The 21118-nt window shown below is 71.9% G+C and carries 23 protein-coding genes and 1 tRNA gene; 16 read left to right on the top strand and 8 right to left on the bottom strand.

What is annotated here, in order from left to right; all coding sequences use genetic code 11:
* The first annotated feature begins 38 nt into the window (after positions 1–38).
* Together RI138_RS15255 and RI138_RS15260 are read left to right on the top strand one after the other, a co-directional pair.
* Complete coding sequence (locus RI138_RS15255) at positions 39–1301, top strand: MAB_1171c family putative transporter (RefSeq protein ID WP_311120372.1); 1263 nt, start codon at positions 39–41, stop codon at positions 1299–1301.
* The gene (locus RI138_RS15260; protein WP_311120373.1) at positions 1298–1939 is read left to right on the top strand and encodes a phosphatase PAP2 family protein; all 642 of its coding nucleotides are present in this window, start codon (positions 1298–1300) and stop codon (positions 1937–1939) included. The genes RI138_RS15255 and RI138_RS15260 overlap by 4 nt, the downstream gene beginning before the upstream one ends.
* A gap of 93 nt (positions 1940–2032) precedes the next feature.
* Here RI138_RS15260 and RI138_RS15265 read toward each other — a convergent pair whose 3' ends face one another.
* Positions 2033–3544, bottom strand: coding sequence for a ParB/Srx family N-terminal domain-containing protein (locus RI138_RS15265; RefSeq protein ID WP_311122901.1), 1512 nt, complete (start codon positions 3542–3544; stop codon positions 2033–2035).
* Between the two features lie 249 nt (positions 3545–3793).
* On the opposite strand from RI138_RS15265, the gene RI138_RS15270 reads away from it, so the two are divergent.
* Positions 3794–4039, top strand: a complete 246-nt coding sequence (locus tag RI138_RS15270) for a hypothetical protein (protein ID WP_311120374.1) — start codon at positions 3794–3796, stop codon at positions 4037–4039.
* A 157-nt stretch (positions 4040–4196) separates the two neighbouring features.
* Here the strand turns inward: RI138_RS15270 and RI138_RS15275 are convergent, their stop codons facing one another.
* The gene (locus RI138_RS15275) at positions 4197–4925 is read right to left on the bottom strand and encodes an alpha/beta hydrolase (RefSeq protein WP_311120375.1); all 729 of its coding nucleotides are present in this window, start codon (positions 4923–4925) and stop codon (positions 4197–4199) included.
* A 79-nt stretch (positions 4926–5004) separates the two neighbouring features.
* Between RI138_RS15275 and RI138_RS15280 the strand changes: the two genes are divergently transcribed.
* The 3 genes from RI138_RS15280 (at position 5005) to RI138_RS15290 (ending at position 7695) form a co-directional block, all read left to right on the top strand.
* Positions 5005–5508, top strand: a complete 504-nt coding sequence (locus tag RI138_RS15280) for a peroxiredoxin (RefSeq protein WP_311120376.1) — start codon at positions 5005–5007, stop codon at positions 5506–5508.
* A gap of 104 nt (positions 5509–5612) precedes the next feature.
* Complete coding sequence (locus RI138_RS15285) at positions 5613–6122, top strand: hypothetical protein (protein WP_311120377.1); 510 nt, start codon at positions 5613–5615, stop codon at positions 6120–6122.
* Positions 6123–6240: 118 nt separating this feature from the next.
* Positions 6241–7695 carry a flotillin family protein gene (locus RI138_RS15290; protein ID WP_096626527.1) on the top strand — a complete coding sequence of 485 codons (1455 nt, stop codon included), beginning with the start codon at positions 6241–6243 and terminating at the stop codon, positions 7693–7695.
* Between the two features lie 267 nt (positions 7696–7962).
* On the opposite strand, the gene RI138_RS15295 is transcribed toward RI138_RS15290, so the two are convergent.
* From RI138_RS15295 to cbiE, 4 genes are all read right to left on the bottom strand, one after another.
* The gene (locus RI138_RS15295; protein ID WP_096626529.1) at positions 7963–8634 is read right to left on the bottom strand and encodes a nucleotidyl transferase AbiEii/AbiGii toxin family protein; all 672 of its coding nucleotides are present in this window, start codon (positions 8632–8634) and stop codon (positions 7963–7965) included.
* Positions 8631–8978: a transcriptional regulator gene (locus RI138_RS15300; protein ID WP_311120378.1), complete on the bottom strand. Its 348-nt coding sequence runs from the start codon at positions 8976–8978 to the stop codon at positions 8631–8633. Before RI138_RS15300 ends, RI138_RS15295 begins: the two co-directional genes overlap by 4 nt.
* 183 nt (positions 8979–9161) lie before the next feature.
* Positions 9162–9911: a precorrin-4 C(11)-methyltransferase gene (cobM, locus tag RI138_RS15305; protein WP_096626533.1), complete on the bottom strand. Its 750-nt coding sequence runs from the start codon at positions 9909–9911 to the stop codon at positions 9162–9164.
* Positions 9908–11179 carry a precorrin-6y C5,15-methyltransferase (decarboxylating) subunit CbiE gene (gene cbiE / locus RI138_RS15310; RefSeq protein ID WP_311120379.1) on the bottom strand — a complete coding sequence of 424 codons (1272 nt, stop codon included), beginning with the start codon at positions 11177–11179 and terminating at the stop codon, positions 9908–9910. The genes cobM and cbiE overlap by 4 nt, the downstream gene beginning before the upstream one ends.
* A 207-nt stretch (positions 11180–11386) precedes the next feature.
* Between cbiE and RI138_RS15315 the strand changes: the two genes are divergently transcribed.
* The 4 genes from RI138_RS15315 (at position 11387) to RI138_RS15330 (ending at position 15564) form a co-directional block, all read left to right on the top strand.
* Positions 11387–11779 carry a YciI family protein gene (locus RI138_RS15315; RefSeq protein WP_311120380.1) on the top strand — a complete coding sequence of 131 codons (393 nt, stop codon included), beginning with the start codon at positions 11387–11389 and terminating at the stop codon, positions 11777–11779.
* A gap of 42 nt (positions 11780–11821) precedes the next feature.
* Positions 11822–13069 carry an RNA polymerase sigma factor gene (locus RI138_RS15320; RefSeq protein ID WP_311120381.1) on the top strand — a complete coding sequence of 416 codons (1248 nt, stop codon included), beginning with the start codon at positions 11822–11824 and terminating at the stop codon, positions 13067–13069.
* A gap of 96 nt (positions 13070–13165) precedes the next feature.
* Positions 13166–13894, top strand: a complete 729-nt coding sequence (locus RI138_RS15325) for an HhH-GPD-type base excision DNA repair protein (protein WP_096626541.1) — start codon at positions 13166–13168, stop codon at positions 13892–13894.
* Between the two features lie 143 nt (positions 13895–14037).
* The gene (locus RI138_RS15330) at positions 14038–15564 is read left to right on the top strand and encodes a M28 family metallopeptidase (RefSeq protein ID WP_311120382.1); all 1527 of its coding nucleotides are present in this window, start codon (positions 14038–14040) and stop codon (positions 15562–15564) included.
* Positions 15565–15621: 57 nt separating this feature from the next.
* On the opposite strand, the gene RI138_RS15335 is transcribed toward RI138_RS15330, so the two are convergent.
* The gene (locus RI138_RS15335; RefSeq protein WP_311120383.1) at positions 15622–17295 is read right to left on the bottom strand and encodes a helicase HerA-like domain-containing protein; all 1674 of its coding nucleotides are present in this window, start codon (positions 17293–17295) and stop codon (positions 15622–15624) included.
* A 116-nt stretch (positions 17296–17411) separates the two neighbouring features.
* Here RI138_RS15335 and RI138_RS15340 point away from each other — a divergent pair, with 116 nt between their 5' ends.
* Together RI138_RS15340 and RI138_RS15345 are read left to right on the top strand one after the other, a co-directional pair.
* Positions 17412–17708, top strand: a complete 297-nt coding sequence (locus RI138_RS15340) for a type II toxin-antitoxin system VapB family antitoxin (RefSeq protein ID WP_096626547.1) — start codon at positions 17412–17414, stop codon at positions 17706–17708.
* A 185-nt stretch (positions 17709–17893) separates the two neighbouring features.
* Positions 17894–18493 (top strand): LytR C-terminal domain-containing protein, encoded by a 600-nt coding sequence (locus RI138_RS15345; RefSeq protein WP_311122902.1) that lies wholly within the window; start codon positions 17894–17896, stop codon positions 18491–18493.
* A 37-nt stretch (positions 18494–18530) separates the two neighbouring features.
* On the opposite strand, the gene upp is transcribed toward RI138_RS15345, so the two are convergent.
* Positions 18531–19166 carry a uracil phosphoribosyltransferase gene (gene upp, locus RI138_RS15350; protein ID WP_096626551.1) on the bottom strand — a complete coding sequence of 212 codons (636 nt, stop codon included), beginning with the start codon at positions 19164–19166 and terminating at the stop codon, positions 18531–18533.
* A gap of 102 nt (positions 19167–19268) precedes the next feature.
* On the opposite strand from upp, the gene RI138_RS15355 reads away from it, so the two are divergent.
* From RI138_RS15355 to RI138_RS15370, 4 genes are all read left to right on the top strand, one after another.
* The gene (locus tag RI138_RS15355) at positions 19269–19520 is read left to right on the top strand and encodes a hypothetical protein (RefSeq protein WP_096626553.1); all 252 of its coding nucleotides are present in this window, start codon (positions 19269–19271) and stop codon (positions 19518–19520) included.
* A gap of 239 nt (positions 19521–19759) precedes the next feature.
* Positions 19760–20314 carry a tRNA adenosine deaminase-associated protein gene (locus RI138_RS15360; RefSeq protein WP_311122903.1) on the top strand — a complete coding sequence of 185 codons (555 nt, stop codon included), beginning with the start codon at positions 19760–19762 and terminating at the stop codon, positions 20312–20314.
* Between the two features lie 190 nt (positions 20315–20504).
* On the top strand, positions 20505–20933 hold the full coding sequence (tadA, locus tag RI138_RS15365) for a tRNA adenosine(34) deaminase TadA (protein WP_096626557.1): 429 nt from the start codon (positions 20505–20507) through the stop codon (positions 20931–20933).
* 90 nt (positions 20934–21023) lie between these two features.
* A tRNA-Ser gene (locus RI138_RS15370) sits at positions 21024–21111 on the top strand.
* Positions 21112–21118 lie beyond the last annotated feature (7 nt).

Raw genomic sequence — 21118 nt, forward strand, 5'->3', positions numbered from 1 at the left:
TCTCCCCCGCGCTCCCGACCCCGAGGACGAACACCGCCGTGACCCCCCTCGATCTCGCCGGCTACCTGATAGCAGGCCTGATGACGGCCGTTGCCCTGTGGCGCATGCCCGCCGCCCTGTGGGGCGACGAGGAGGACCGCAGACGAAGAGCCCTGTGGGGCTGCTACGCCGGATTCGCCATCGCCCTGTGGACGAAGACCGAGGCGGTGCGCATCGGCCTCAACAACAGCGCCGTCACCGACCTCGCCGTCCTCATCAAGCACTACACCGCCACGGTGGCGATTCTGGCCATCCTCAGCTACATCGTGGCCATCTACGGCAGCTATCCCGAAGAGGGCGCCGTCCCCCGCCACGTACGGTTCGCCCGGCTCGTACAGCGGCTCGCGGCCAAGGCGTCCGTCGCCACGCTGATCCTGCTGACCGTCCTCTTCTTCACCGTGGTCGACCGCTCCGAGCCCTCGGACCGCTTCGTCTCCGACCACGCCGGGGAGTGGGGCGCCACGCTCTACATGAGCGTCTTCTACCTCTACCTCGGGGCCGCGTCCGCCGTCTGCGCCTTCCAGTGGGCACTGGCCACCGCCGACGCCCGGCGGCGCCATCTGCGTATCGGGCTCGGGATGATGACGTTCGCGATGTTCATCGGCGTCGGCTACACCGTCAGCCGCACGCTGTTCCTGTGGATCAGCGTGGTGAACGAGCCGAGCGAGGCGTTCGCGCTGCGCTTCGACCAGATCACCGAGGCGGCGCAGCTGGTGCTGTTCGCCTTCTTCGCCCTCGGCGCCTCCATCCCCGCGTTCGCGGCCGGTGCGCGGCGGGCGAGGCTGTGGCGGGCCCAGGTGAAACTGCACGCCCTCTGGTACGAGTTGATGGCCGCCTTCCCCGACCAGCCCTTCGACCCGCCGGCATCCCTGCCCCGGGAGCTGACCCGGTTCAACGTTCCGGCGGACCTGCGGGTCGACCGCTGGGCCGCCGACATCGCGGACGCGGTGGAGAAGCTGCGCCACTACGTCCCCGACGGGCTGCTCGCCGCCGCCGAGGAGGCCGCCGCCACCGGCCCCCGAAAGGGGGAGGGTCTCGCCGACGCGTACTGGATCAAGGCCGCCCTCCTCGCGAAGGCCTCCGGCGCACCCGCCGGGGCGGCCGCGACGGTCGCCACCCAGCACGCCGCCGACCAGGACGGCGAGGTGGCCCGGCTGGTGCGGGTCGCCGCCGCGTACCGCACGGTCGGCGAGGAGCGCGCCCGCGCGGTCCTCAGGGCCGCGACGGCCGACACATCCCGTACGACGGAGAAGACCGCATGACCGGCAGCACCACCGAGGACACCGGCAGCACCACCGAAGACAACCGGGCCGCAGACGCGGGAGGGCCGACGACCTCCGTGGCGCGCACCGTCACCGACGTCCTCCAGCCCCGCAACGTCCTGCTGGCGGGCATGCTCGGCATCGGTCTGGCGGCGGCGGACGGTGAATGGACCGGGTTGCTCTGGGGCTTCCTCGGGGCGCTCTGCGCCGGGCTGATCCCGGCGGGGTACATCGAGTGGGAGCGCGGACGCGGCACCTGGGGCGACCGCCATGTCGTGGACCGTACGAAACGGGCGCCGATCTTCTTCGTGATCCTGGGCTCGATCGGCGCAGGTTCGGTGGTCATGGTGCTGGGGAACGCGCCCAGCGGAATCCTCGTCGCGATGCTGGCGCTGTGGGTGATGACGATCGGTCTGCTGGCCGTCAACACGGTGTGGAAGATCTCGGTCGACTCGGCCGTCGCCTCGGGGGCCGTCGCCCTCCTGGCCGTGGTCCACTCCCCCTGGTGGCTCCTGGCCTACGTGCTGACGACGGCGGTCTGCTGGTCGCGGGTGGCTCTCGGCTACCACACCGTCGCCCAGACCGTGGCGGGTGCGGGCCTGGGCGCGGCGACGACAGTGGCGTACGTGTTCGTCTGAGCCGGGGCTACGCGCGAGCCGAAGCCACTTCCGAACGGGGCTTCATCCGAGCCGAAGCCACGTCCGAGCCGGGGCTCGGGCGCCGGGGGTGTTTCAGACCCCGGCGCACTGCCCAATCCGGGGCCCGCGCACGTCGTTGGGCCGGCCGGCGGTGTCCGGGGCGGGCCGGTTGGCGGAGCAGGCGAGCGGCCCGGTGACGGTGTTGGCGGCGAGCTGTACGCCACCGGTGTTGCCGGTGAGGTGGACGACCCCGGTGACGGTGTTGGCGGTGCAGCCCGGCCCGCCCAGCCGTACGGGACCGGAGGCGCGGCTGACGGAGACAGGGCCGGTGACCCGCGATCCGCAGAGGTGGACGGCTGCCGCGCCGTCGGCCTGGAGCGGGCCCTCCAGCGTGGAGCCGGTGACCACGAGGGCGGCGCCCGGGCGGACGGTGACCGGCCCGCGCTGGGCGGCGCGCTCCAGGCAGGTGACGCCGCTCGCCACGGTCAGCGGCCCGTTGCGGGGCCCGGTGAGCGTCGTCGTACAGGCGGGGGCGGGCAGGATGCGGGCCTTGAAGTCGAGGGACCCGGCCAGCTTGCCCGGCTTGGGAGCGTCGATCGGCCTGGCCAGCTTGGCGAACGCACCGCCGGTCTCCTTCTTGCCGCCGTTCCACTCCGCGATCCGGCCCAGCTGGGCGGCGGTCCTCCCGTCGTCGACCACCGCGTCGGCCTCCAGCGCGGCCATCGACTTCGAGGCCGCCTTGACGAGATCGAGGTAGGGGCCGGGTTCCGTCAGGTCGTACGCGGACACGTCGTGCTCGCCGCGCAGCCAGGAGCCCCACGAGAACTCCAGGAACTCGGTCGCCCCGTCGGGGACTTCGTAGCCGATGCCACGCGTGAAGTAGACGAGGCTGCGGTAGCGGTCGTCGCGGAAGCCGCTGATGCCCAGGCGGTCCGGCAGCTGCTCCACGGCCAGCGGCCGGTTGTTCTCGTCGCGCAGCCACACCTTCTTCTCGGCGGTCATCCGCTGCCAGAACGCGGCGGTCGACAGGGAGCTGAAGTTGTCGGTGACGCGGAGCCGGACCGGCAGCCGGGTGGAGCCGCCGGGGCCCTCCAGGAAGGACGTCAGCGTGTGGTGCCCGTCGGTGAGGTAGAGCTTCCCGCCCGGCCCGACGACGGCCGTCTTCATCGGGGCGATGGTCTCCGGGGTCTCCTGCCCGATCGGTACGGTGCAGGAGAAGCTCGCCGGATCGTCCAGCCGGGCCCCGTCACGCACCGAGGCGGCCTCGCCCTGGCCGTTGGTCTCGCACCAGTCGTCGAAGCGCTTGTTGAAGTCGCCCGCCGCCTCGTCGCGGTCGCTGCCGTAGCGGCCGAGCTTGTAGAAGACCTGGTCGAAGCCGAGTACGGCCTGGGTCGGGTGCAGCTCCCCCAGGGTGACGCCGACCAGGTCCCCCGGCCGCGCACAGCGGTACGCCGCGGAGCCCGCGCTCCCGGCGCACGCCTGCTCGGCATCCGCTCCGACGGCGGCCGTTCCCGTTCCCGCACCGGTGACGACCGCGCCCGCGGCCAGCGCCCCGGCCAGCAGCAGGGCCCCGCGCCGAGGCAGCCCCGTACCCGATCCGTTCATCGACTTCATCGACCGTCGTCCCCTCCGGGCCGCGGCTCCTCCGCGTCCTCGGCAGGGACGATGGCAAGGCGCGGCGACGGGGTCGGGGACGGGACGTGAACGCACGATGACGCTGTCGTGCCACGGCGGGTCGGTGACTTCCCGGGATGCCCTGACGGGACCGACCGCTGGCGGTGCCGTCCGTTTGCGGGGTCGGCGGGCACCCGGTTACGTGGAGTACGCGACGCCCCCGTACCTGGAGGTACCCCTATGGCGAAGAACCGGTCCGCCCCCGCCAAAGGCCTGCGCGGCAGCAAGGCGGGGCTCGTGCTGAGCCTGGGCGGCAGCGTGCTCGCGGTCATCAGGGCGTCCAAGCAGGTCCGCCGGGCCAAGGGCACGCACGACAAGCTGAGCACCGCCGACGCGGTGGCCGGGCTGCTGCCGCTGATCACCTCGGCGGCGCTCGTACTGCGGCAGCTGCGGGGCCGCAGGCGGGAGACCCCCGAAGCGGCGTGACCCGCACGGTCGGGCCCCCGGGGTCGGACACAGCGCCGGCGGGCCTCCCGGGTCCGGGACGCCAGGACGGCGATGTCGTCCTCGGCATCCTCGCCGAACCGGTCGACGACGGCGAGCAGACAGGTCGCGGCCCGGTCCGGGCCGGACCTCCGGAGCCTCAGGGCTTGGCCGGAGCGGCCCCCTCCATCGCGGCGCGCAGCCGGTCGAGGTCGAGGGTGCCCTCGGTGGCTTCGGCGGTGGGCGGCAGGTCGAGGGCCGCCCGGACCGGCCCCGGCAGACTGCCGGACCCCAGCAGTCCGGAAACCAGCGCGGTGGTGAGGCGGTGCCAGGCCGGGGCGCGCCGGATCATGGCGTGGTCGCCGCCTCGAACGGTGACCATGCACGTCCGGGCACCGGCGCGACGGGCCCGCGCGGTGAGGGACTGGGAGGCCTGGGGGCTGGTCATCCGGTCCCGGCTGCTGTGGACGAGGACGACGTCGCGCCCCGCGAGCTGACTCACCGGGTCCCCCGGCGGACACCAGGGCGCGAGCCCGACGACGCCCCGCACGAGGGGGTGCCCGGCGGCGCACAGGGCGGCGCGGGCGCCCATGGAGTGGCCGAGGAGGACCACCGGTACGTGCCCGGCCTCCTCGCCGAGGGCGTCGAGGGCGGCCAGGGCGTCGTGGAGGGGGTCGGCACGGGGCCCGTTCCACCCCCGGTGGGCGTACCGAACCTGCCGTACGAGCACGTCGTCGGCGGACCCCCGGTCGGCCCGGCCGATGGCGCGGACGAAGGGCCGCATCCGCAGACCGGGCAGGTTCAGCGGGCCGGGCGGCGGGGGCCCCGTACCGCTCTCGCGCCCGCCGTGCAGGACGAGAACCGCGGCCGACGGCGGTCGTTGGGCCACACGTGCCTCCAGGTCCGGATGTGGACCGTTCACTGTACGGTCACGGGATCACCCGTGTACGCGACACCAAGGAGACGATATGGCAGCAGGACCTCAACTGGGCAGCGAGGCACCGGACTTCACACTCCCGGGCGGAGTCCTGCGGTCGGCTCCGGAATCCGCGGGGAGCACCTTCGAACGCACCGACCACCGACTCTCCGCCGCCCGCGGCCGGGCGGTGGTGCTGGCGTTCTACCCGGGGGACAACACCACAGTGTGCACGAAGCAGCTGTGCGCGTACTCGTCGGGAATGGAGGCCTTCAAGGGGCTCGACGCCGAGGTCTGGGGCATCAGTCCACAGGGTGTGGACAGCCATGAGTCCTTCGCCCGCGCCCACGGACTGCGCATGCCGCTGCTGGCCGACGAGGGCCGGGAGGTCGCCAGGTCGTACGGGGTCACCGCGCCGGGCATCGGGGTGCGGCGGGCGGTCTTCCTCATCGGCCCGGACGGCGTTCTACGCTGGAAGCACGTGGCGCTGCTCGGAGCGACCTTCCAGTCACTCTCCACGCTCACCGACCGTTTGTCCGGCATCAAAAGCGCATAAAGATTGCCGGAACCCGGCAGTGACCGGGCGGCCTGGCGTATGGGATCATCCAGCCAGATCGACGGAAAGCACTCGGGGGAAGTCGACAACAGGGGAGTGATCGTGTGACCTTCTTTCTCGGTCTCGGCATTGCGGGGATCGTCCTGCTGGCCTTCTCCCTGATCTTCGACGGGCTGCTCGAAGGGCTGCTCGGCGGGGTGACCGACGGCCTCTTCGACGGACTGCTCTCGCTGCCGGTGATCGCCGGGTTCATCTCGATGCTCGGTTTCGGCGGGGCCATCACGCTGGGCGCGACAAGCGCGGGACCATTCGTGGCGACGCTCATAGGCACTGCCTCCGGTGTCGCCGCGGCCTGGCTGACCTGGAAGCTCAGCAAGGCACTGATGCGGGACCAGACCCACACGACCCCGCGCGAGTCCGACCTCGTCGGTTCCTCGGGTTCCGTCGTGACGGCCATCCCGGCTGCCGGGTACGGCGAGGTGCTGCTGAACCTGGGCGGTCAGCCCGTGAAGTACGCGGCCAAGTCCGCCACGCCCGTCGCACGCGGGACGGAGATCTGGGTGGAAGAGACGCTGTCGACCACGTCGGTGGCGGTCCGCCCGGTGGAGCGCTGACCGAGCACCACCTCACCCCTGGATCTCCACCCCATCGACCTGAACACCGCAATCCGCAACCCGCAACCGTAATTCGCAATCTGCCGTCCCCCACCGGGAGGCAGGGGGGACACGTTTCATGAGTCCAGTCGTCATCGCCGTCATCGGCATCGTCGTACTCCTGGTCCTGCTGGGCCTGGTCGTCATCACGCGCTACAAGGTCGCCGGGCCCAGCGAGGCGTTCATCATCACCGGCCGCCGGGGCAAGAAGTCGACGGACCCGGTCACCGGACGCATCAGCGTCGACAACAGCGGCCAGAAGGTCGTCGTCGGCGGCGGCGTCTTCGTCGTGCCGTTCGTCCAGCAGAAGTTCACCCTGGACCTCTCCAGCCGCCACATCCCGATCTCCGTGCGCGGCGCGGTGACGCTGCGCGGCGTCAAGTCGAACCTCGAAGGCGTCGCGATCGTCAAGGTCGGCGGCAGCGAGGACGCGATCCGCGCGGCCGCCCAGCGCTTCCTCCAGCAGCAGGACGGCATCGTCGGCTTCACCCAGGAAGTGCTCTCGGGCGCGCTGCGCGCCATCGTCGGCCGGATGTCGGTCGAGGACATCATCCGGGACCGGGCCGCGTTCGCCGGGCAGGTCGCGGAGGAGGCCGAGGCCAGCCTCTCCGGCCAGGGCCTGATCCTGGACGCCTTCCAGATCCAGGACATCACCACCGAGGGCTCCTACCTTGAGGACCTCGGCCGCCCGGAGGCCGCCCGCGCCAAGCAGGAGGCCGACATCGCCGAGGCCATCGCGAAGCGGGCCTCGGAGCAGGCCCGGCTGAAGGCGGCCGAGGAAATCGCCATCGCCGAGCGGACGTACTACCTGAAGCAGGCCGAGATCAAGGCCGAGACCGAAGCCGCGGCCGCCAAGGCCAACGCCGCCGGTCCGCTCGCCGAGGCCGCCCGCCAGCAGGAAGTCCTCCAGGAGCAGGAGAAGGTCGCCGAGCGCCAGGCGGCGCTGACCGACCGCGAGCTCGACACGAAGGTCCGCAAGCCCGCCGACGCCGCCCGCTACCAGGCCGAGCAGGAGGCGGAGGCCCGCCGCATCGCCCAGGTCAAGGAGGCCGAGGCCGACGCGGAGCGCTCCCGCCTGACCGGTCAGGGTGAGAAGCTGCACCGTTCGGCCCTGGCCGACGCGGTCCGCATCGAGGGTGAGGCGGAGGCCGCGGCCATCGCCGCCAAGGGTTCCGCCGAGGCCGAGGCCATGCAGAAGAAGGCCGACGCGTTCGCCCAGTACGGCGACGCGGCCGTCCTCCAGATGCTGGTCGAGGTCCTCCCGGACGTCGTCGCGAAGGCCTCCGAGCCGCTGAGCGCCATCGACAAGATGACGGTCATCTCCACGGACGGCGCAAGCCAGCTGGCCCGCACGGTCACGGACAACGTCGCCCAGGGCGTGGAACTGCTCAACTCGACAACGGGCGTGGACCTCGGGGCTCTCCTGGAGAACCTGAAGGCCCGCACGATCTCGGGTACGCAGAGCCAGAGCCCGGAGGAGCCCGCCGAGGACTCCTCCTCGCAGAAGAACGGCGAGATCGAGATCAAGGGCTGACGCGCAAGGTCTCGCGCAGCACCCCTGTTCAGTGCCCGGGAGCGCCCTGTCGGCTCCCGGGCACTGCCATGTCCAAGCGGGCTCTCCCCATGAGTCCGGGCCCGCGCCATGATCACCCTGTCGTCCGCCACGGGACGGGCCCTACGGGCCGAGCAGAGTCATTGTCGGTGCCCGGCGACTGCCGCCCCGGCCCGGGTTCGGCCTCCGGGGGTTCCAGGTCCCGAAAGCTGGGTCCTGGACACCGATGGGCCGACCTCTCGGAGGCCGTCACTCCTCGTGCGGAGCCTCCAACTCGTGCAGCCTTTCCCCAATGTCGTCGGCCCAGATCTGCGCCCACTGCCTCAGCTCGACGATCTCCCGGTCGTCGAGTCCGTAGGCGGCGAATTCCGTGTCGTCGATCCAGTCGGCTCCGACCAGTCGAGCTTGAAGCTCGGTGAGATCGAAGGAATCGCGGGCATGGCGGCGACCGAGTTCTTCGAGTTCCACGGGGCTCCAGCGGTCGGTGCCGGCCCGCACATCGATCAGATCCCTGGCGAGCCCGCGATCGGCCAAGGCCCGGACCTTGGTCCCGACGACATCTTCGAGGGACAGCACCAAGCCGTGCTCAGTCTGTACGGGTGGCCGCCAGAGTGCTTCCTTGAGGATGTCGACCTCGCACTCTTCACGGCTGGCGGGGTCGGTAACCATCAGACGTGCGGACAGCGGGTCCGTCTCCAGGGCTTCGACGCACCATCCGCGCTGCTCCAGTCCGGTGCGCACGACAGCCGCGATGTCCTCCATACGATCCGGGTTCTCGGTCGCGACATCCAGGTCCTGGCTGAGCCGGTCGACCAGGCCGTGCGCCTGAACCGCGTAGCCGCCGGTGAGCGCAAGAGGGTAGACGCCACCCACGTCGAGCACGTCCGCGAGCAAGCGGCGGTGCAGCTCCGTGAGGTTCACACAGCGGCCCGGACGCTGTCGGCCAGTTCGGCGAAAGCGCCCTCCCAGGCCTCGCGAACATCACGACCGATCAGGGTGCGCAGCACGGGCCAAAGACCGACGAGGAGATCCCTGTCGAGGTACTGGACCAGGTCGTCGTGCTGCCCCTCGGCCAGGACGATCCGGTAGTAGCTCATCCGCAGCCGCGGCCGGTCAAGATCGAACGTGGTAAGCCCCGACCAAGCAAGGTGCGGGGGCAAGGACACCGGGCCGTGCTGGGGACCGGCAAGCTCGGAGAGCGCTGCTGGCAGTCGCCGGGCGAACTTGGCGCGACGAAGATCGGAAAGGCAGGGCTGAGATGCCATACAGGGATTATCCCGGAAGGTCAGGCAGTGGGCTGCTCGGTCCGCAGATAACACTCCTGCGGACAGGAGACTGAGTCCCGAGAATCCGCACCCCATCAGGGTAGCTCCATCGAAGGCGCCGAGTTCGGAGTCGAGGAGGCCCGCAGTATCGCGTGCGGGCGGCCTGCCCTCATCCGACGGCCGTCAGCACCCGCCCCGCTCCCGCCCCACCGAATAAAGGTGGCTGTCCCGGAACTGGTCCGACCCCAGCGTCCGCCCCACCATGATGACCGCCGTCCTGATCACGCCCGCGGCCTTCACCTGCTCGGCGATCGAGTCCAGGGGGCCCCGCAGGATGATCTCGTCCGGGCGGGACGCCATCGCCACCACCGCCGCCGGGCAGTCCGCCCCGTAGTGCGGGAGCAGTTCGGCCACCACGCGGTCCACGTAGCGCGCCGCCAGGTGGAGGACGATCAGTGCGCCGCTGCGGCCCAGGGTCTCCAGGTCCTCGCCCTCCGGCATCGCCGTGGCTCGCTGCGCGATGCGGGTCAGGATGACCGTCTGACCGACCGTGGGGACCGTCAGCTCACGCTTCAGAGAGGCGGCGGCCGCGGCGAAGGCGGGGACGCCGGGGACGATCTCGTACGGGACGTTCGCCTCGTCCAGGCGCTTCATCTGTTCGTTGACCGCGCTGAACACCGACGGGTCGCCCGAGTGCAGGCGTGCCACGTCGTGGCCGTCCATGTGGGCCTGGACGAGTTCGGCGGTGATCTGGTCGATGTCCAGGTTCGCCGTGTCGATCACGCGGGCGTCCTGCGGGCACTCGGCCAGCAGTTCCACCGGGACCAGGCTGCCCGCGTACAGGCAGACCGGGGCGGCGGCCAGGATGCGGGCGCCTCGCACCGTGATCAGGTCGGCCGCTCCCGGGCCCGCGCCGATGAAGTACACGGTCATGGTCTGTCTCCAATGTGCGAACTTGCCTCTGCCCCGAAGGGTTTACGTACCGACCACTGCGTCACCGGCATCGCCTGACGCCAGCCCGTGAAACCGCCCACCGGCACCGCGTGCGCCACCGCCAGGCGCACCAGCTCGCCCCCGTACGCCCGGTGCCGCTCCCCCAGCAGCGCCTCCGACTCCAGCGTCACCGTGTTCGCGACCAGCCGGCCCCCGGGGCGCAGCGCCTCCCAGCACGCGTCCAGCAGGCCCGGTGCCGTCAGGCCCCCGCCGATGAACACCGCGTCCGGCGGAACCAGAGAGGAGAGGGAAGCAGGGGCCGCGCCGGTGACGACCTCCAGCCCGGGCACCCCCAGCCGTTCCGCGTTCCGCGCGATCCTGGCCGCCCTCGCCGGGTCCCGTTCCACGCTCACCGCCCGGCACGACGGGTGCGCCCGCATCCACTCGATCGCGATCGAGCCCGATCCGCCGCCCACGTCCCAGAGCAGTTCCCCGGGTGCGGGAGCCAAGGCCGCGAGCGTGGCCGCCCGGATGTGGCGCTTGGTGAGCTGGCCGTCGTGTTCGTACGCCTCGTCCGGGAGGCCGGGCAGCAAGCCCAGGCGCAGGGCGTCCGCCCTCGCCCTGCACTCCACCGCGACCACGTTCAGGCGGTCCCCCGGCCGGTGCTCCCACGTCTCCGCTGTGCCCTCGACGTACGTCTCCGCCTCGCCGCCCAGCTGTTCCAGGACGCGCAGACGGCTCGGGCCGAAGCCATGGGCGGTGAGGAGGGCGGCGACCTCGGCGGGCGTGTTCGCGTCCGCGCTCAGGACCAGAAGCCTGCGGTCCTCGTGCAGCGCGGCGAGCAGGCGGGACGGCGGGCGGCCCACCAGCGTCACCACCTCCGTGGTCTCCAGCGGCCAGCCCAGCCTCGCGCAGGCGTACGAGAGGGAGGACGGGTGCGGCAGCACGTGCAGCCCCTCCGGCCCCAGCTCCTGTGCCAGTGCCCGGCCGATCCCGTAGAACATCGGGTCCCCGCTCGCCAGCACCGCGGTCCGGCGCTCCCGGTGCTCGGCCAGGAGACGGGGCACGGCGGGGCGCAGCGGCGTGGGCCAGGCCGTCCGTACGCCCGCGCACTCCGGCGGGAGCAGGTCCAGCTGGCGCGGCCCGCCGATCAGCACCTCCGCCTCGCGGAGCGCCGCCCTCGCCGGGTCCGACAGCCCGGGCCAGCCGTCCGCGCCGATCCCCACCACGGCGACGGGGTACCTGGGTGTGGGCGGCTTGGCAGGCACGGAGGGACCTCATGGTTCATCGTTCAGGGCCGGGGGAAGTCGTTCGGCACTTTACTGAACCGCCCGCTCCGGGCCCTCCGGCGGGTGAATCCCCGGGTGAATCCGGAGAAGAACCGCGCGTGGTGTCGAGAACCCCTCCCCGGCTCCGACGTCCCCTGTGCAAGCGGAAAGAAGAACGGACGAAGAACCGGCACGGAGGTTACGGTCATGAAGTATCTGGTGATGGTCCAGGCCAGCCAGGCGGACTACGAGGCGATGGCCAAGGCGTGGGACGAGAAGGCGATGCAGGAGATGTTCGCCTATATGGGCAAGATCAACGACGATCTCGCCGAGTCGGGTGAGCTGGTCACCGGCTACGGGCTGGTCGAGCCCGCGCAGACCCGGTTCGTCAGCCTCGACACCGAGGGCCGCCCGGTGGTCTCGGACGGGCCGTACAGCGAGACGAAGGAGCTCCTCGCCGGGTTCTGGGTGCTCGACTGCGAGACCCTGGACAGGGTGACCGAGATCGCCGCCCGCGTGGCGCGCTGTCCGCAGCCGCCCGACGCCCCGGAATACCCGGTGGTCATCCGGCCCCTGGACGGCGGCGGTCTCAACGAATAGCCGGAGGGAGCGCCCGGACCGACCGGGCATGGAGGTGCCCGGGTGGGCCCTGTGAGGGACGACATCGAGGACCTGCTGCGCCTGCACGCGCCGCAGGTCCTCGGCGCGCTCGTCCGCCGTTACGGGCACTTCGACCCGGCCGAGGACTCCGTCCAGGAAGCCCTGATCGCGGCCGCCGCGCAGTGGCCCGAGGACGGGGTACCGGACAACCCGCGCGGGTGGTTGATCCGGGTCGCCTCCCGACGCCTCACCGACCGGCTCCGCAGTGACGCCGCGCGCCGGAGGCGGGAGGAGACCGCGGCCGCCCTCACCCCGGCCGACGCGTTCGTCGCCCCGCCGCCCGGGGAGAGCCGGGCCCCCTCCGAGGACGACACGCTCACCCTGCTCTTCCTCTGCTGCCACCCCGCGCTCTCCCCCGCCGCCCAGCTGGCGCTGACCCTGCGCGCGGTCGGCGGCCTGACGACGGCGGAGGTCGCCCGCGCACTGCTGGTGCCGGAGGCGACGGTGGCGCAGCGCATCAGCCGGGCCAAGCGGGCGGTGCGCGACGCGGGGTTCCGGGCGCCGGAGCCGGCGGACCGCGACCGGCGGCTCGCCGCCGTCCTCCAGGTTCTCTACCTGATCTTCAACGAGGGGTACACCGCCACCTCCGGTCCCGACCTGCACCGCACCGATCTGGCCCGCGAGGCGATCCGGCTGACCCGTTCCGTGCGCCGGCTGCTGCCCCGCGAAGGGCGTGTGACCGGGCTGCTGGCGCTGATGGTCCTCACGGAGGCGCGCACTCCGGCGCGTACCGGGCCGGGCGGCGAGTTGATCCCGCTCGACGAACAGGACCGTGCCCTCTGGGACCGTACGGCCATCGCGGAAGGCACCGCCCTGGCGGAGGAGGCGCTCGCCCAGGGGCCCGCCGGGGACTACCAGCTCCAGGCCGCCATCGCCGCCCTGCACGACGAAGCCGCGCGCGCCGAGGACACCGACTGGCCGCAGATCCTCGCCCTGTACGACCTCCTCGTCCGGCGCACCCACGATCCCGCCGCCGCGCTGGGGCGGGCCGTCGCGGTGGCCATGGTCCACGGGCCGCACGCCGGGCTTGCCGAGGTCGACGTGCTGGCGGAGACCTCCTCGGGCACCGAGGCGGGGAGCTACCGCCTCGACGCCGTACGCGGCCATCTCCTGGAGCGCGCCGGGGAGCCGGACTCCGCCCGCGCCGCCTACCTCGCCGCCGCCGACGCCACCCTCAGCGAGCCTGAGGCCCGCTACCTGCGCGGGCGCGCGGACCGGATCGTTCCGTGAGCCGGTGACGGCCGGGTTCCACGCCGTACTCCCTTTGGCCGACCGGAACCGCGACCCCGCTCGCCGTCCCCCGCACCGCTCGGGATGATCAGCCCCATGACCACCAGCGACAGCGGCAAAGACCTCGGGCAGGGCTTCGGCGAGGACGTCGCCCTGCGGATCGCCCAGCAGCCGGAGGCCGACGAGCTGCTCGGCCGCAGCCCGCTGGCTGCCCTGGTCGGCATGCTGCTCGACCAGCAGGTGCCGATGGAGTGGGCGTTCACGGGGCCGTACACGCTCGCCGGGCGGATGGGCTCGGACGACCTGGACGCGGGGCTGATCGCCGCCCAGGACCCGGAAGCGTTCACCGCGCTGTTCACCGCCAAGCCCGCCCTGCACCGCTACCCGGGCTCCATGGCCCAGCGCGTGCAGCAGCTGTGCCAGTACCTGGTGGCGGAGTACGGCGGTGACGCGAGTGCGGTGTGGCGGGACGTTTCCTCCGGCTCGGAGCTGCTCGAACGCCTGAAGGCGCTGCCGGGGTTCGGCGAGCAGAAGGCACGGATCTTCCTGGCGTTGCTCGGCAAGCAGTTCGGCGTACGGCCCCCGGGATGGCGGGAGGCGGCGGGCCCGTACGGAGAGGCCGGATCGCGCCGCTCCGTCGCCGACATCACCGGGCCGGAGTCACTCGCCGAGGTACGCGCGTACAAGCAGGAGGCCAAGGCGGCAGCCAAGGCCGCGAAGACGGCGAAAGCGACGAAAGCAGCAAAGAAGGCCCCTGCGGCGCCGGCAAAGGCCGCGAAAAGGGCCTCCGCCACGAAGTCCGCGAAGAAGCCGCCCATGCCCTGACGCCCTCCCGAACCGGCCACCCGACCCGGCCCAGCGGTCAGAACCAGCCACAACGGTTCACAGAAGTCACTCCGCTCGCTAGCTTTCCCTGCACATTCGTTCAGACCGGAAGGACTCCTGTGCACGCAACACGTCGCAGAGCCATGGCTGTTGTGGCCGCCACCGCCCTGGCCACACCGCTTCTCCTGGCCGCGTCCCCGAACCACGGGCGCACCACGCCGCACGACCCCGCCAAGGAAGCCGCCAAGCTCTCAAGGAAGTTGGTGAAGAGCGCGTCCGCCCGCGACGCCTACCGCCACCTCCAGCAGTTCCAGGCGATAGCCGACTCGACCGGGGGCCACCGCGCCGCAGGGTCGCTCGGTCACGACGCCTCGGCGGCGTACGTCTACCGCCAGCTCCAGCGGGCCGGGTACCAGGTCTCGTACGAGAGCTTCCGCTTCACCTACACCCAGACGCTGGCCGAAAAGCTCTCCGTGACCGCCCCGACGCCCCGCGACGTGACGATCAAGGCGATGACGTACACCCCCTCGACCGAGGTGGGCGGGGTGACGGCGGCGCTCGTCGCGGTGCCCCTCGACGAGACCACCGGCTGCGAGGCGTCCGACTACGCCGCCGCGGACTTCACCGGCGCGATCGCGCTGATCCAGCGCGGCGGCTGCACCTTCGCCGACAAGCAGGCGGCCGCCGCGGACGCCGGTGCGGTCGGAGCGGTCATCTACAACAACACCGAGGGCGTGCTCTCCGGCACGCTCGGCGAAGCCGCCGCGGGCCGTATCCCGACCGGTGGGCTCACCCAGGAGGAGGGCGAGAAGCTCGCCGCCGACCTCGCGGGCGGCGAGGTCACGGTCTCCTTCGAGATCCGCGAGCTCCAGGAGGAGCGGGGCACCCGCAACGTCATCGCCGAGACGCGCGGCGGCAGCGCGGACCGCACCGTGATGCTCGGTGCCCACCTCGACTCGGTGACCGAGGGCCCCGGCATCAACGACAACGGGTCCGGTTCCGCCGGGCTGCTCGACGTCGCCCTGAAGCTGGCGAAGTCGAAGAGCAAGCCCGCCAACAAGGTCCGGTTCGCCTGGTGGTCGGCCGAGGAGAACGGTCTGATCGGCTCGGAGAAGTACGTCGAGGCGCTGAGCGAGAAGCAGCGCAAGCAGATCAAGCTCTACCTGAACTTCGACATGATCGCCTCGCCCAACGGCGCCCAGTTCGTCTTCGACGGCGACGACTCCGACGGGGTCGGCGCGGGCCCGGGCCCGGAGGGATCGGCCCAACTCGAACGTGACATCAACGAGTTCCTCGACGGCAAGGGCAAGCCGCACGAGGGCACGGACTTCACCGGCCGCTCGGACTACGGTCCGTTCATCGAGGTCGGCATCCCCTCCGGCGGTACGGACACCGGGGCCGAGGGCATCAAGACGGCGGCCCAGGCCGAGGTGTTCGGCGGCGAGGCGGGGATCGCGTACGACCCCTGCTACCACGCGGCCTGCGACGACCTGAGCAACATCGACATGGGCCACTTCGACACCAACATCGACGTGATCGCCAACGCCGTCGGGACGTACGCCCACGACCTGAGCTCCCTGACCCGCCCGGTCACCCCCGCCCCCAGCACCGGCACCCCGGGCAGCGGCGGCGGCCTCCGCGAGGGCCACGGCCACGAGGTCACCGAGTGACCGCCCCTTCCCGGAGCGAGTAAAGCCGTGAGCCCGGTACGGAACCCCGTACCGGGCTCACCGCCTGCGCCGGGCCGTGCCGAACAGCGAGCGCGAGATCTCCCGCCCCAGCTGGGTCCCCATCGAACGGGCCAGCGACCGGAACATCCCGCTGCCCACCACCTGCTCCACCAGTGAGGCGTCGCCCTCGCGCCCCTTCGCAGGACCTCCGCCGTCCCCCTCCGGCCCCTTCACCGCCGCGTCCACCGCATCCCGGTCCGCCGCATCCCGGGCGCGCTGCTCGTCGTCCGCCGCGAGCTTCTCGTACGCCGACTCCCGGTCCACGGCCTCCGCATAGCGCCCGTACAGCACCGACCCCCGCACCGCCGCCTCCAGGACGTCCGGCGCCACCGGCCCCATCAGCGACTCCGGGGCCCGCAGCCGGGTCGCGGCCACCGGGGTCGGCGCGCCCCGTTCACTGAGCACGGTCACCACCGCCTCGCCCGTACCGAGCCCGGTCAGCACCTCCCCCAGGTCGTAGGGGGAGTCCGGGAAGGTCCTCACCGTCGCCCGCAGCGCCTTCTCATCGTCGGGCGTGAACGCGCGCAGCGCGTGCTGGACGCGGCTGCCGAGCTGGCCGAGCACAGCGGCGGGCACATCCGTGGGTGACTGGGTGACGAAGAAGATCCCGACCCCCTTCGAGCGGATCAGCCGCACGGTCCGGGTGATCGACTCCAGAAAGGCCTTCGAGGCGTCACTGAACAGCAGGTGCGCCTCATCGAAGAAGAAGACGAGCCGCGGCCGGTCCGCGTCCCCGACCTCGGGCAGATCGTGGAACAGGTCGGCCAGCAGCCACATCAGGAACGTCGAGAAGAGCTGTGGCCGGTCCTGTACGGCGGCCAGTTCCAGTACGGAGACCAGTCCGCGCCCGTCCGGGGCCTGCCGGAGCAGATCGGCCGTGTCGAACTCGGGCTCCCCGAAGAAGGGGCCCGCCCCCTGCTGCTCGAACGCGGTCACCGACCGCAGGATCACCCCGGCCGTCGCCGTCGACAGCCCGCCGATCTCCTTGAGTTCGGCCCGCCCGGTCTCCGATACGAGAAAGGCGACGACGGCCCGCAGATCCTTGAGGTCGACCAGCTCCAGGCCCTTGGCGTCCGCGTAGTGGAAGATCAGCCCGAGCGACTGCTCCTGGGTCTTGTTGAGGCCGAGCACCTTGGCCAGGAGGACCGGGCCGAAGCTGGTGACGGTCGCCCGCAGCGGGATGCCGGGGCCGATGCCGCCGAGCGCGTAGAACTCGCTCGGGAAACCCGTGGCGCGCCACTCCTGCCCCACCTGGGCTGCTCGCTCGTCCACCGCCGCCCCGCCCTCTCCCGGGGCCGATACGCCGGAGACGTCGCCCTTGATGTCGGCGAGGAAGACGGGCACCCCGTGCGCGGAAAGCTGTTCGGCGATCAGTTGGAGGGTCTTGGTCTTGCCGGTGCCGGTGGCGCCCGCGACCAGCCCGTGCCGGTTGAGCATGGCGAGCGGGATGCGGACGGGGGCGGCGGACAGGCAGGCGCCGTCCCACAGCAGGGCGCCGAGGTCGAGGGCGTCGCCGGAGACGGCGTACCCGGCGGCGATCTCCCGCGCGGGGTCCGGCACGGGGTCCGGGTCCGAGTCGGCGCCCGGGGCCGTAGCGGGGTCCGGGTCCCCGTCGGCGCCCCGGTCCGTGCCCCCGCCCGTACCCGTTTCCGTGTTCGCGCTCCCGCTCATCCTGGTGACCCCTGTCCCGGTATCTCACGTTATGAAGCCGTATACGACCCTTGCGCAAGCATCGCAGTGAGGTTCCCTGGCTGCGCCCGGAGCCCCTTGCCCGGTAGGCTTTCCGTGTGATCTTCAAGCGCATCGGAAATGGGCGGCCTTACCCCGACCACGGCCGGGAAAGCACCCGACAGTGGGCGGATGTCGCGCCGCGTCCGGTCCGCCTGGACCAGCTCGTGACCACCAAGGGCCAGCTGGACCTGGAGACCCTCCTCGCCGAGGACTCCACGTTCTACGGCGACCTCTTCGCCCACGTCGTGAAGTGGCAGGGCGACCTCTACCTGGAGGACGGGCTGCACCGGGCGGTCCGGGCCGCGCTCCAGCAGCGCCAGGTGCTGCACGCCCGCGTCCTCGACCTGGGCTGACGCCCCCGGGAGCCTCGCCCGGCCCTCTTCACCCGGCCCTCTTCACCCGTACCCGACCCTCGCCTGCCGATTCGGGCCTTTCGGGTGCTTTCGTGCGCATCCGGGTGCCATACGTTGATCATTTAGTACGCATCATCACCGGGTCGCACTACGCTGCCTCCATGAGCATGCTCACTCCCCCCGGCATGGGCGGAAAGTACCGCATCACGGGCGACACCTACCCCCGCATGCGTCGCCCCCGGCGCCGCGGCAGGCTGGTCCTCGCGGGGGTCTGCGCCGTCGTCGCCCTCGGCCTGGCCGGCTGGGGCACGCTCCAGCTCATCGACGTCTTCACCGGCGGCGACAAGAGCGCCAACGCGGTCGGCCACCAGCGGGACTGCCCCACCCCGAAGCCGTCGGCCCCCGCCCGGGCGCTGCCGAAACCGGCCGCCATCAAGGTGAACGTCTACAACGCGACGACCCGCAGCGGCCTGGCCAAGTCCGCGGCCGAGGAGCTCAAGAAGCGCGGCTTCGCCGTCGGCGAGGTGGGCAACGCGTCCAAGGAGTACGACAAGAAGGTGCCGGGCACGGCCGTGCTGCTGGGCGCGCCGACCGCGACGAACGGGAGCTTCACCGTGCTCGGCACGCAGCTGGTGGGCACCGTGCAGAAGACCGACACCCGCAAGACCGCGGAGGTCGACCTGATCCTCGGCGCGAAGTTCAAGGCGTTCAACACCCCGCAGGAGGCGACCGCCGCGATGGCGGCCCTGACGGCGAAGCCGTCCCCGGCCCCGTCCTCCTGCTGAGCCTGCGGGTACCCGGGGTACCCGCAGGCCCCACGGACTACTCGGCCGTGCCGTACATCCGGTCACCCGCGTCGCCGAGGCCCGGCACGATGTAGCCGTGCTCGTTGAGCCGCTCGTCGACCGAGGCGGTGACGACGGTGACCGGGGTGCCCGCCAGCTCGCGCTCCATCACCTCGACGCCCTCGGGCGCCGCAAGCAGGACGACGGCGGTGACGTCGTCGGCGCCGCGCTTGATCAGCTCGCGGATCGCCGCGACGAGGGTGCCGCCGGTGGCCAGCATCGGGTCCAGGACGTAGACCTGGCGGCCGGAGAGGTCCTCGGGCATCCGCGTCGCGTACGTCTCCGCCTCCAGCGTCTCCTCGTTCCGGATCATGCCGAGGAAGCCCACCTCGGCCGTCGGCAGCAGGCGCACCATGCCGTCCAGCATGCCGAGGCCGGCGCGCAGGATCGGGACGACGAGGGGGCGGGGGTGCGACAGCTTGACCCCCGTCGTGGGCGTCACCGGGGTGTCGATGTCGACCTGCTCGGTGCGCACATCCCTGGTGGCCTCGTAGGCGAGGAGGGTGACCAGCTCGTCGGCGAGCCGCCGGAAGGTCGGGGAGTCGGTGCGCTTGTCGCGCAGCGTGGTGAGTTTGTGCGCCACCAGCGGGTGGTCGACGACGTGGATCCGCATGCGTCAACAGTAACCGTGCCGCCCGGCACTCTGCGCTGGCATCAACCACCTGTTCGGGGGGAAGGTGGGGGCATACGGACCCAGCATTGGGGTGGTGTGTCGATGCCGCACGGGGAAGAGCAGCGGAACCCGGGCTCACGCGGGGTGGGCGACGCGCTCGACGCGCGCGACCCGCAGGGCGTGACGGGTGATGTCGAGGACGCGCAGGAGAGTGACGCGGCCCGCCGCCGCCGACGCGCCCAGTTCCTCCGCGAGCTCCACGAGGCCAAGCAGCTGCGCGACCGGGTGCAGCCGCGCCGGGCCCGTGCGGCCCGTATGCGGCAACAGATGCGGATGCGCACGTTCCGCTGGTGAAGCCCCGTGACGCCCTCTCGTACCACCGGCGCACTCCCCCTCTGATCGAGCCCTCACCGGCTCCGTCAGGGCGAGGGCCGACCAGGCACTCCTGGAACTGATGGCCGACGCAACGGTCGAAGAGGTCTCGCACGGCGCTTGTTTCTGCCACGATGCCGATTGGGCGGGGCTCAGGGCGGACGGATCACCGGCTGCCCTCCCGTCGGACCGATTCACCTATGACCAGTGGGAGAGTCACGGTGTACTTCGCCGCACTGCTCGCGCGCACCGAAGACGGGTGGGAAGCGAGCGACACAGAGCTCGACGATGTGGAGACCCTGTCCGACCTGACGGATCTGGCCCGGGACGCCTCGGTGGACGAGGACACGGTCCTGGTCTACATCGAGCAGGAGGACGCCTGGTTCGGCGTCGTCCGGGTGGACGGTGAGGAGGACCCCCGTATCTACGTCTCGGACGCGTCCGCCGCCGCCCGCTCCTCGTACGGGGAGATCCTGCTCACCGACGAGATGCTCGGCCGCGAACCAGGGGCCGAGGACGAGATCGCCGCTCTGGAGGAGCTCGTCGACCTCGACGGCACCGAGGACGGCGAGCCGGAACGATCCGCCCCCGGGGCCGCCGGCCCGGACGACGACGCCGCCGACCCGGACGCCGTACCGGCGGGACCGATCGGTGAGCTCGGGGTCCTCGCGGACCTCGGGATGTCCGAGAAGGAGCTGCTGACCCTGCAGACGGACGGGCTCGCGGAGATCGCGGAGGCCGTGGGAGCGTCCGACGTCCTGGAATCGGTCCGCTAGGGCAGCGCCGGGGTGCGCCGTCCGCAGTCCGCTGACGGTCGTGCCCTGTCCGCTGTCCGCTGTCCGCTGTCCGTCGTGCCCTGTCCGCTAGGGTCCGCAGGTGACCGCACCGCCTCCGCGCCCCTCACCCCCGCCCTCCCCCGGTCCCGTACCCCAGCCCGATCCGGTACGCGACCCCTGGCAGTCACCGATGCGCCGCGCCCTGGCCCAGGCCGCGCAGGCGGCGTCGGCCGGCGATGTACCGGTCGGCGCCGTCGTCCTCGGCCCCGACGGCGCGCCGCTCGCCGTCGGACACAACGAGCGCGAGGCCACCGGCGACCCGACCGCGCACGCGGAGATCCTGGCCCTGCGCCGCGCGGCCGCGGCCCACGGCGAGTGGCGGCTGACCGGCTGCACGCTCGTGGTCACCCTGGAGCCCTGCACGATGTGCGCGGGCGCGCTGGTCCAGGCCCGGGTGGACCGGGTCGTCTACGGGGCCCGGGACGAGAAGGCGGGGGCGGCCGGATCTCTCTGGGACGTCGTCCGCGACCGCCGCCTCAACCACCGTCCGGAGGTCATCGGCGGGGTGCTGGAAGCGGAGTGCGCCGAGCAGCTGACGGCCTTCTTCCGGGCGCTCTGACCCCGTACGGTCGCGCGCTCCCGACCCCTGCGGTCCGGCCGCCGGGAACCGATTTCTTTCCGCGCCCCGGGATGGTCTAAGCTCTCTCTCGGTAGCGTGTCCGAGCGGCCGAAGGAGCTCGCCTCGAAAGCGAGTGTGGCGTAACCCGTCACCGTGGGTTCAAATCCCACCGCTACCGCTTCTGG

Origin of the sequence: Streptomyces durocortorensis (genome assembly GCF_031760065.1) — a bacterium.
Lineage (GTDB): Bacteria > Actinomycetota > Actinomycetes > Streptomycetales > Streptomycetaceae > Streptomyces.

Bases quoted from the DNA above. Each gene is read 5' to 3' on its own strand.
- RI138_RS15270 (WP_311120374.1), top strand. From the start codon at position 3,794: ATGGCGAAGAACCGGTCCGCCCCCGCCAAAGGCCTGCGCGGCAGCAAG.
- RI138_RS15355 (WP_096626553.1), top strand. From the start codon at position 19,269: ATGCCGCACGGGGAAGAGCAGCGGAACCCGGGCTCACGCGGGGTGGGC.
- RI138_RS15330 (WP_311120382.1), top strand. From the start codon at position 14,038: ATGGCTGTTGTGGCCGCCACCGCCCTGGCCACACCGCTTCTCCTGGCC.
- RI138_RS15335 (WP_311120383.1), bottom strand. From the start codon at position 17,295: ATGAGCGGGAGCGCGAACACGGAAACGGGTACGGGCGGGGGCACGGAC.
- tadA (WP_096626557.1), top strand. From the start codon at position 20,505: ATGCGCCGCGCCCTGGCCCAGGCCGCGCAGGCGGCGTCGGCCGGCGAT.
- cobM (WP_096626533.1), bottom strand. From the start codon at position 9,911: ATGACCGTGTACTTCATCGGCGCGGGCCCGGGAGCGGCCGACCTGATC.
- upp (WP_096626551.1), bottom strand. From the start codon at position 19,166: ATGCGGATCCACGTCGTCGACCACCCGCTGGTGGCGCACAAACTCACC.
- RI138_RS15260 (WP_311120373.1), top strand. From the start codon at position 1,298: ATGACCGGCAGCACCACCGAGGACACCGGCAGCACCACCGAAGACAAC.
- RI138_RS15315 (WP_311120380.1), top strand. From the start codon at position 11,387: ATGAAGTATCTGGTGATGGTCCAGGCCAGCCAGGCGGACTACGAGGCG.
- RI138_RS15345 (WP_311122902.1), top strand. From the start codon at position 17,894: ATGGGCGGAAAGTACCGCATCACGGGCGACACCTACCCCCGCATGCGT.
- RI138_RS15280 (WP_311120376.1), top strand. From the start codon at position 5,005: ATGGCAGCAGGACCTCAACTGGGCAGCGAGGCACCGGACTTCACACTC.
- RI138_RS15290 (WP_096626527.1), top strand. From the start codon at position 6,241: ATGAGTCCAGTCGTCATCGCCGTCATCGGCATCGTCGTACTCCTGGTC.
- RI138_RS15265 (WP_311122901.1), bottom strand. From the start codon at position 3,544: ATGAACGGATCGGGTACGGGGCTGCCTCGGCGCGGGGCCCTGCTGCTG.
- RI138_RS15325 (WP_096626541.1), top strand. From the start codon at position 13,166: ATGACCACCAGCGACAGCGGCAAAGACCTCGGGCAGGGCTTCGGCGAG.
- RI138_RS15300 (WP_311120378.1), bottom strand. From the start codon at position 8,978: ATGGCATCTCAGCCCTGCCTTTCCGATCTTCGTCGCGCCAAGTTCGCC.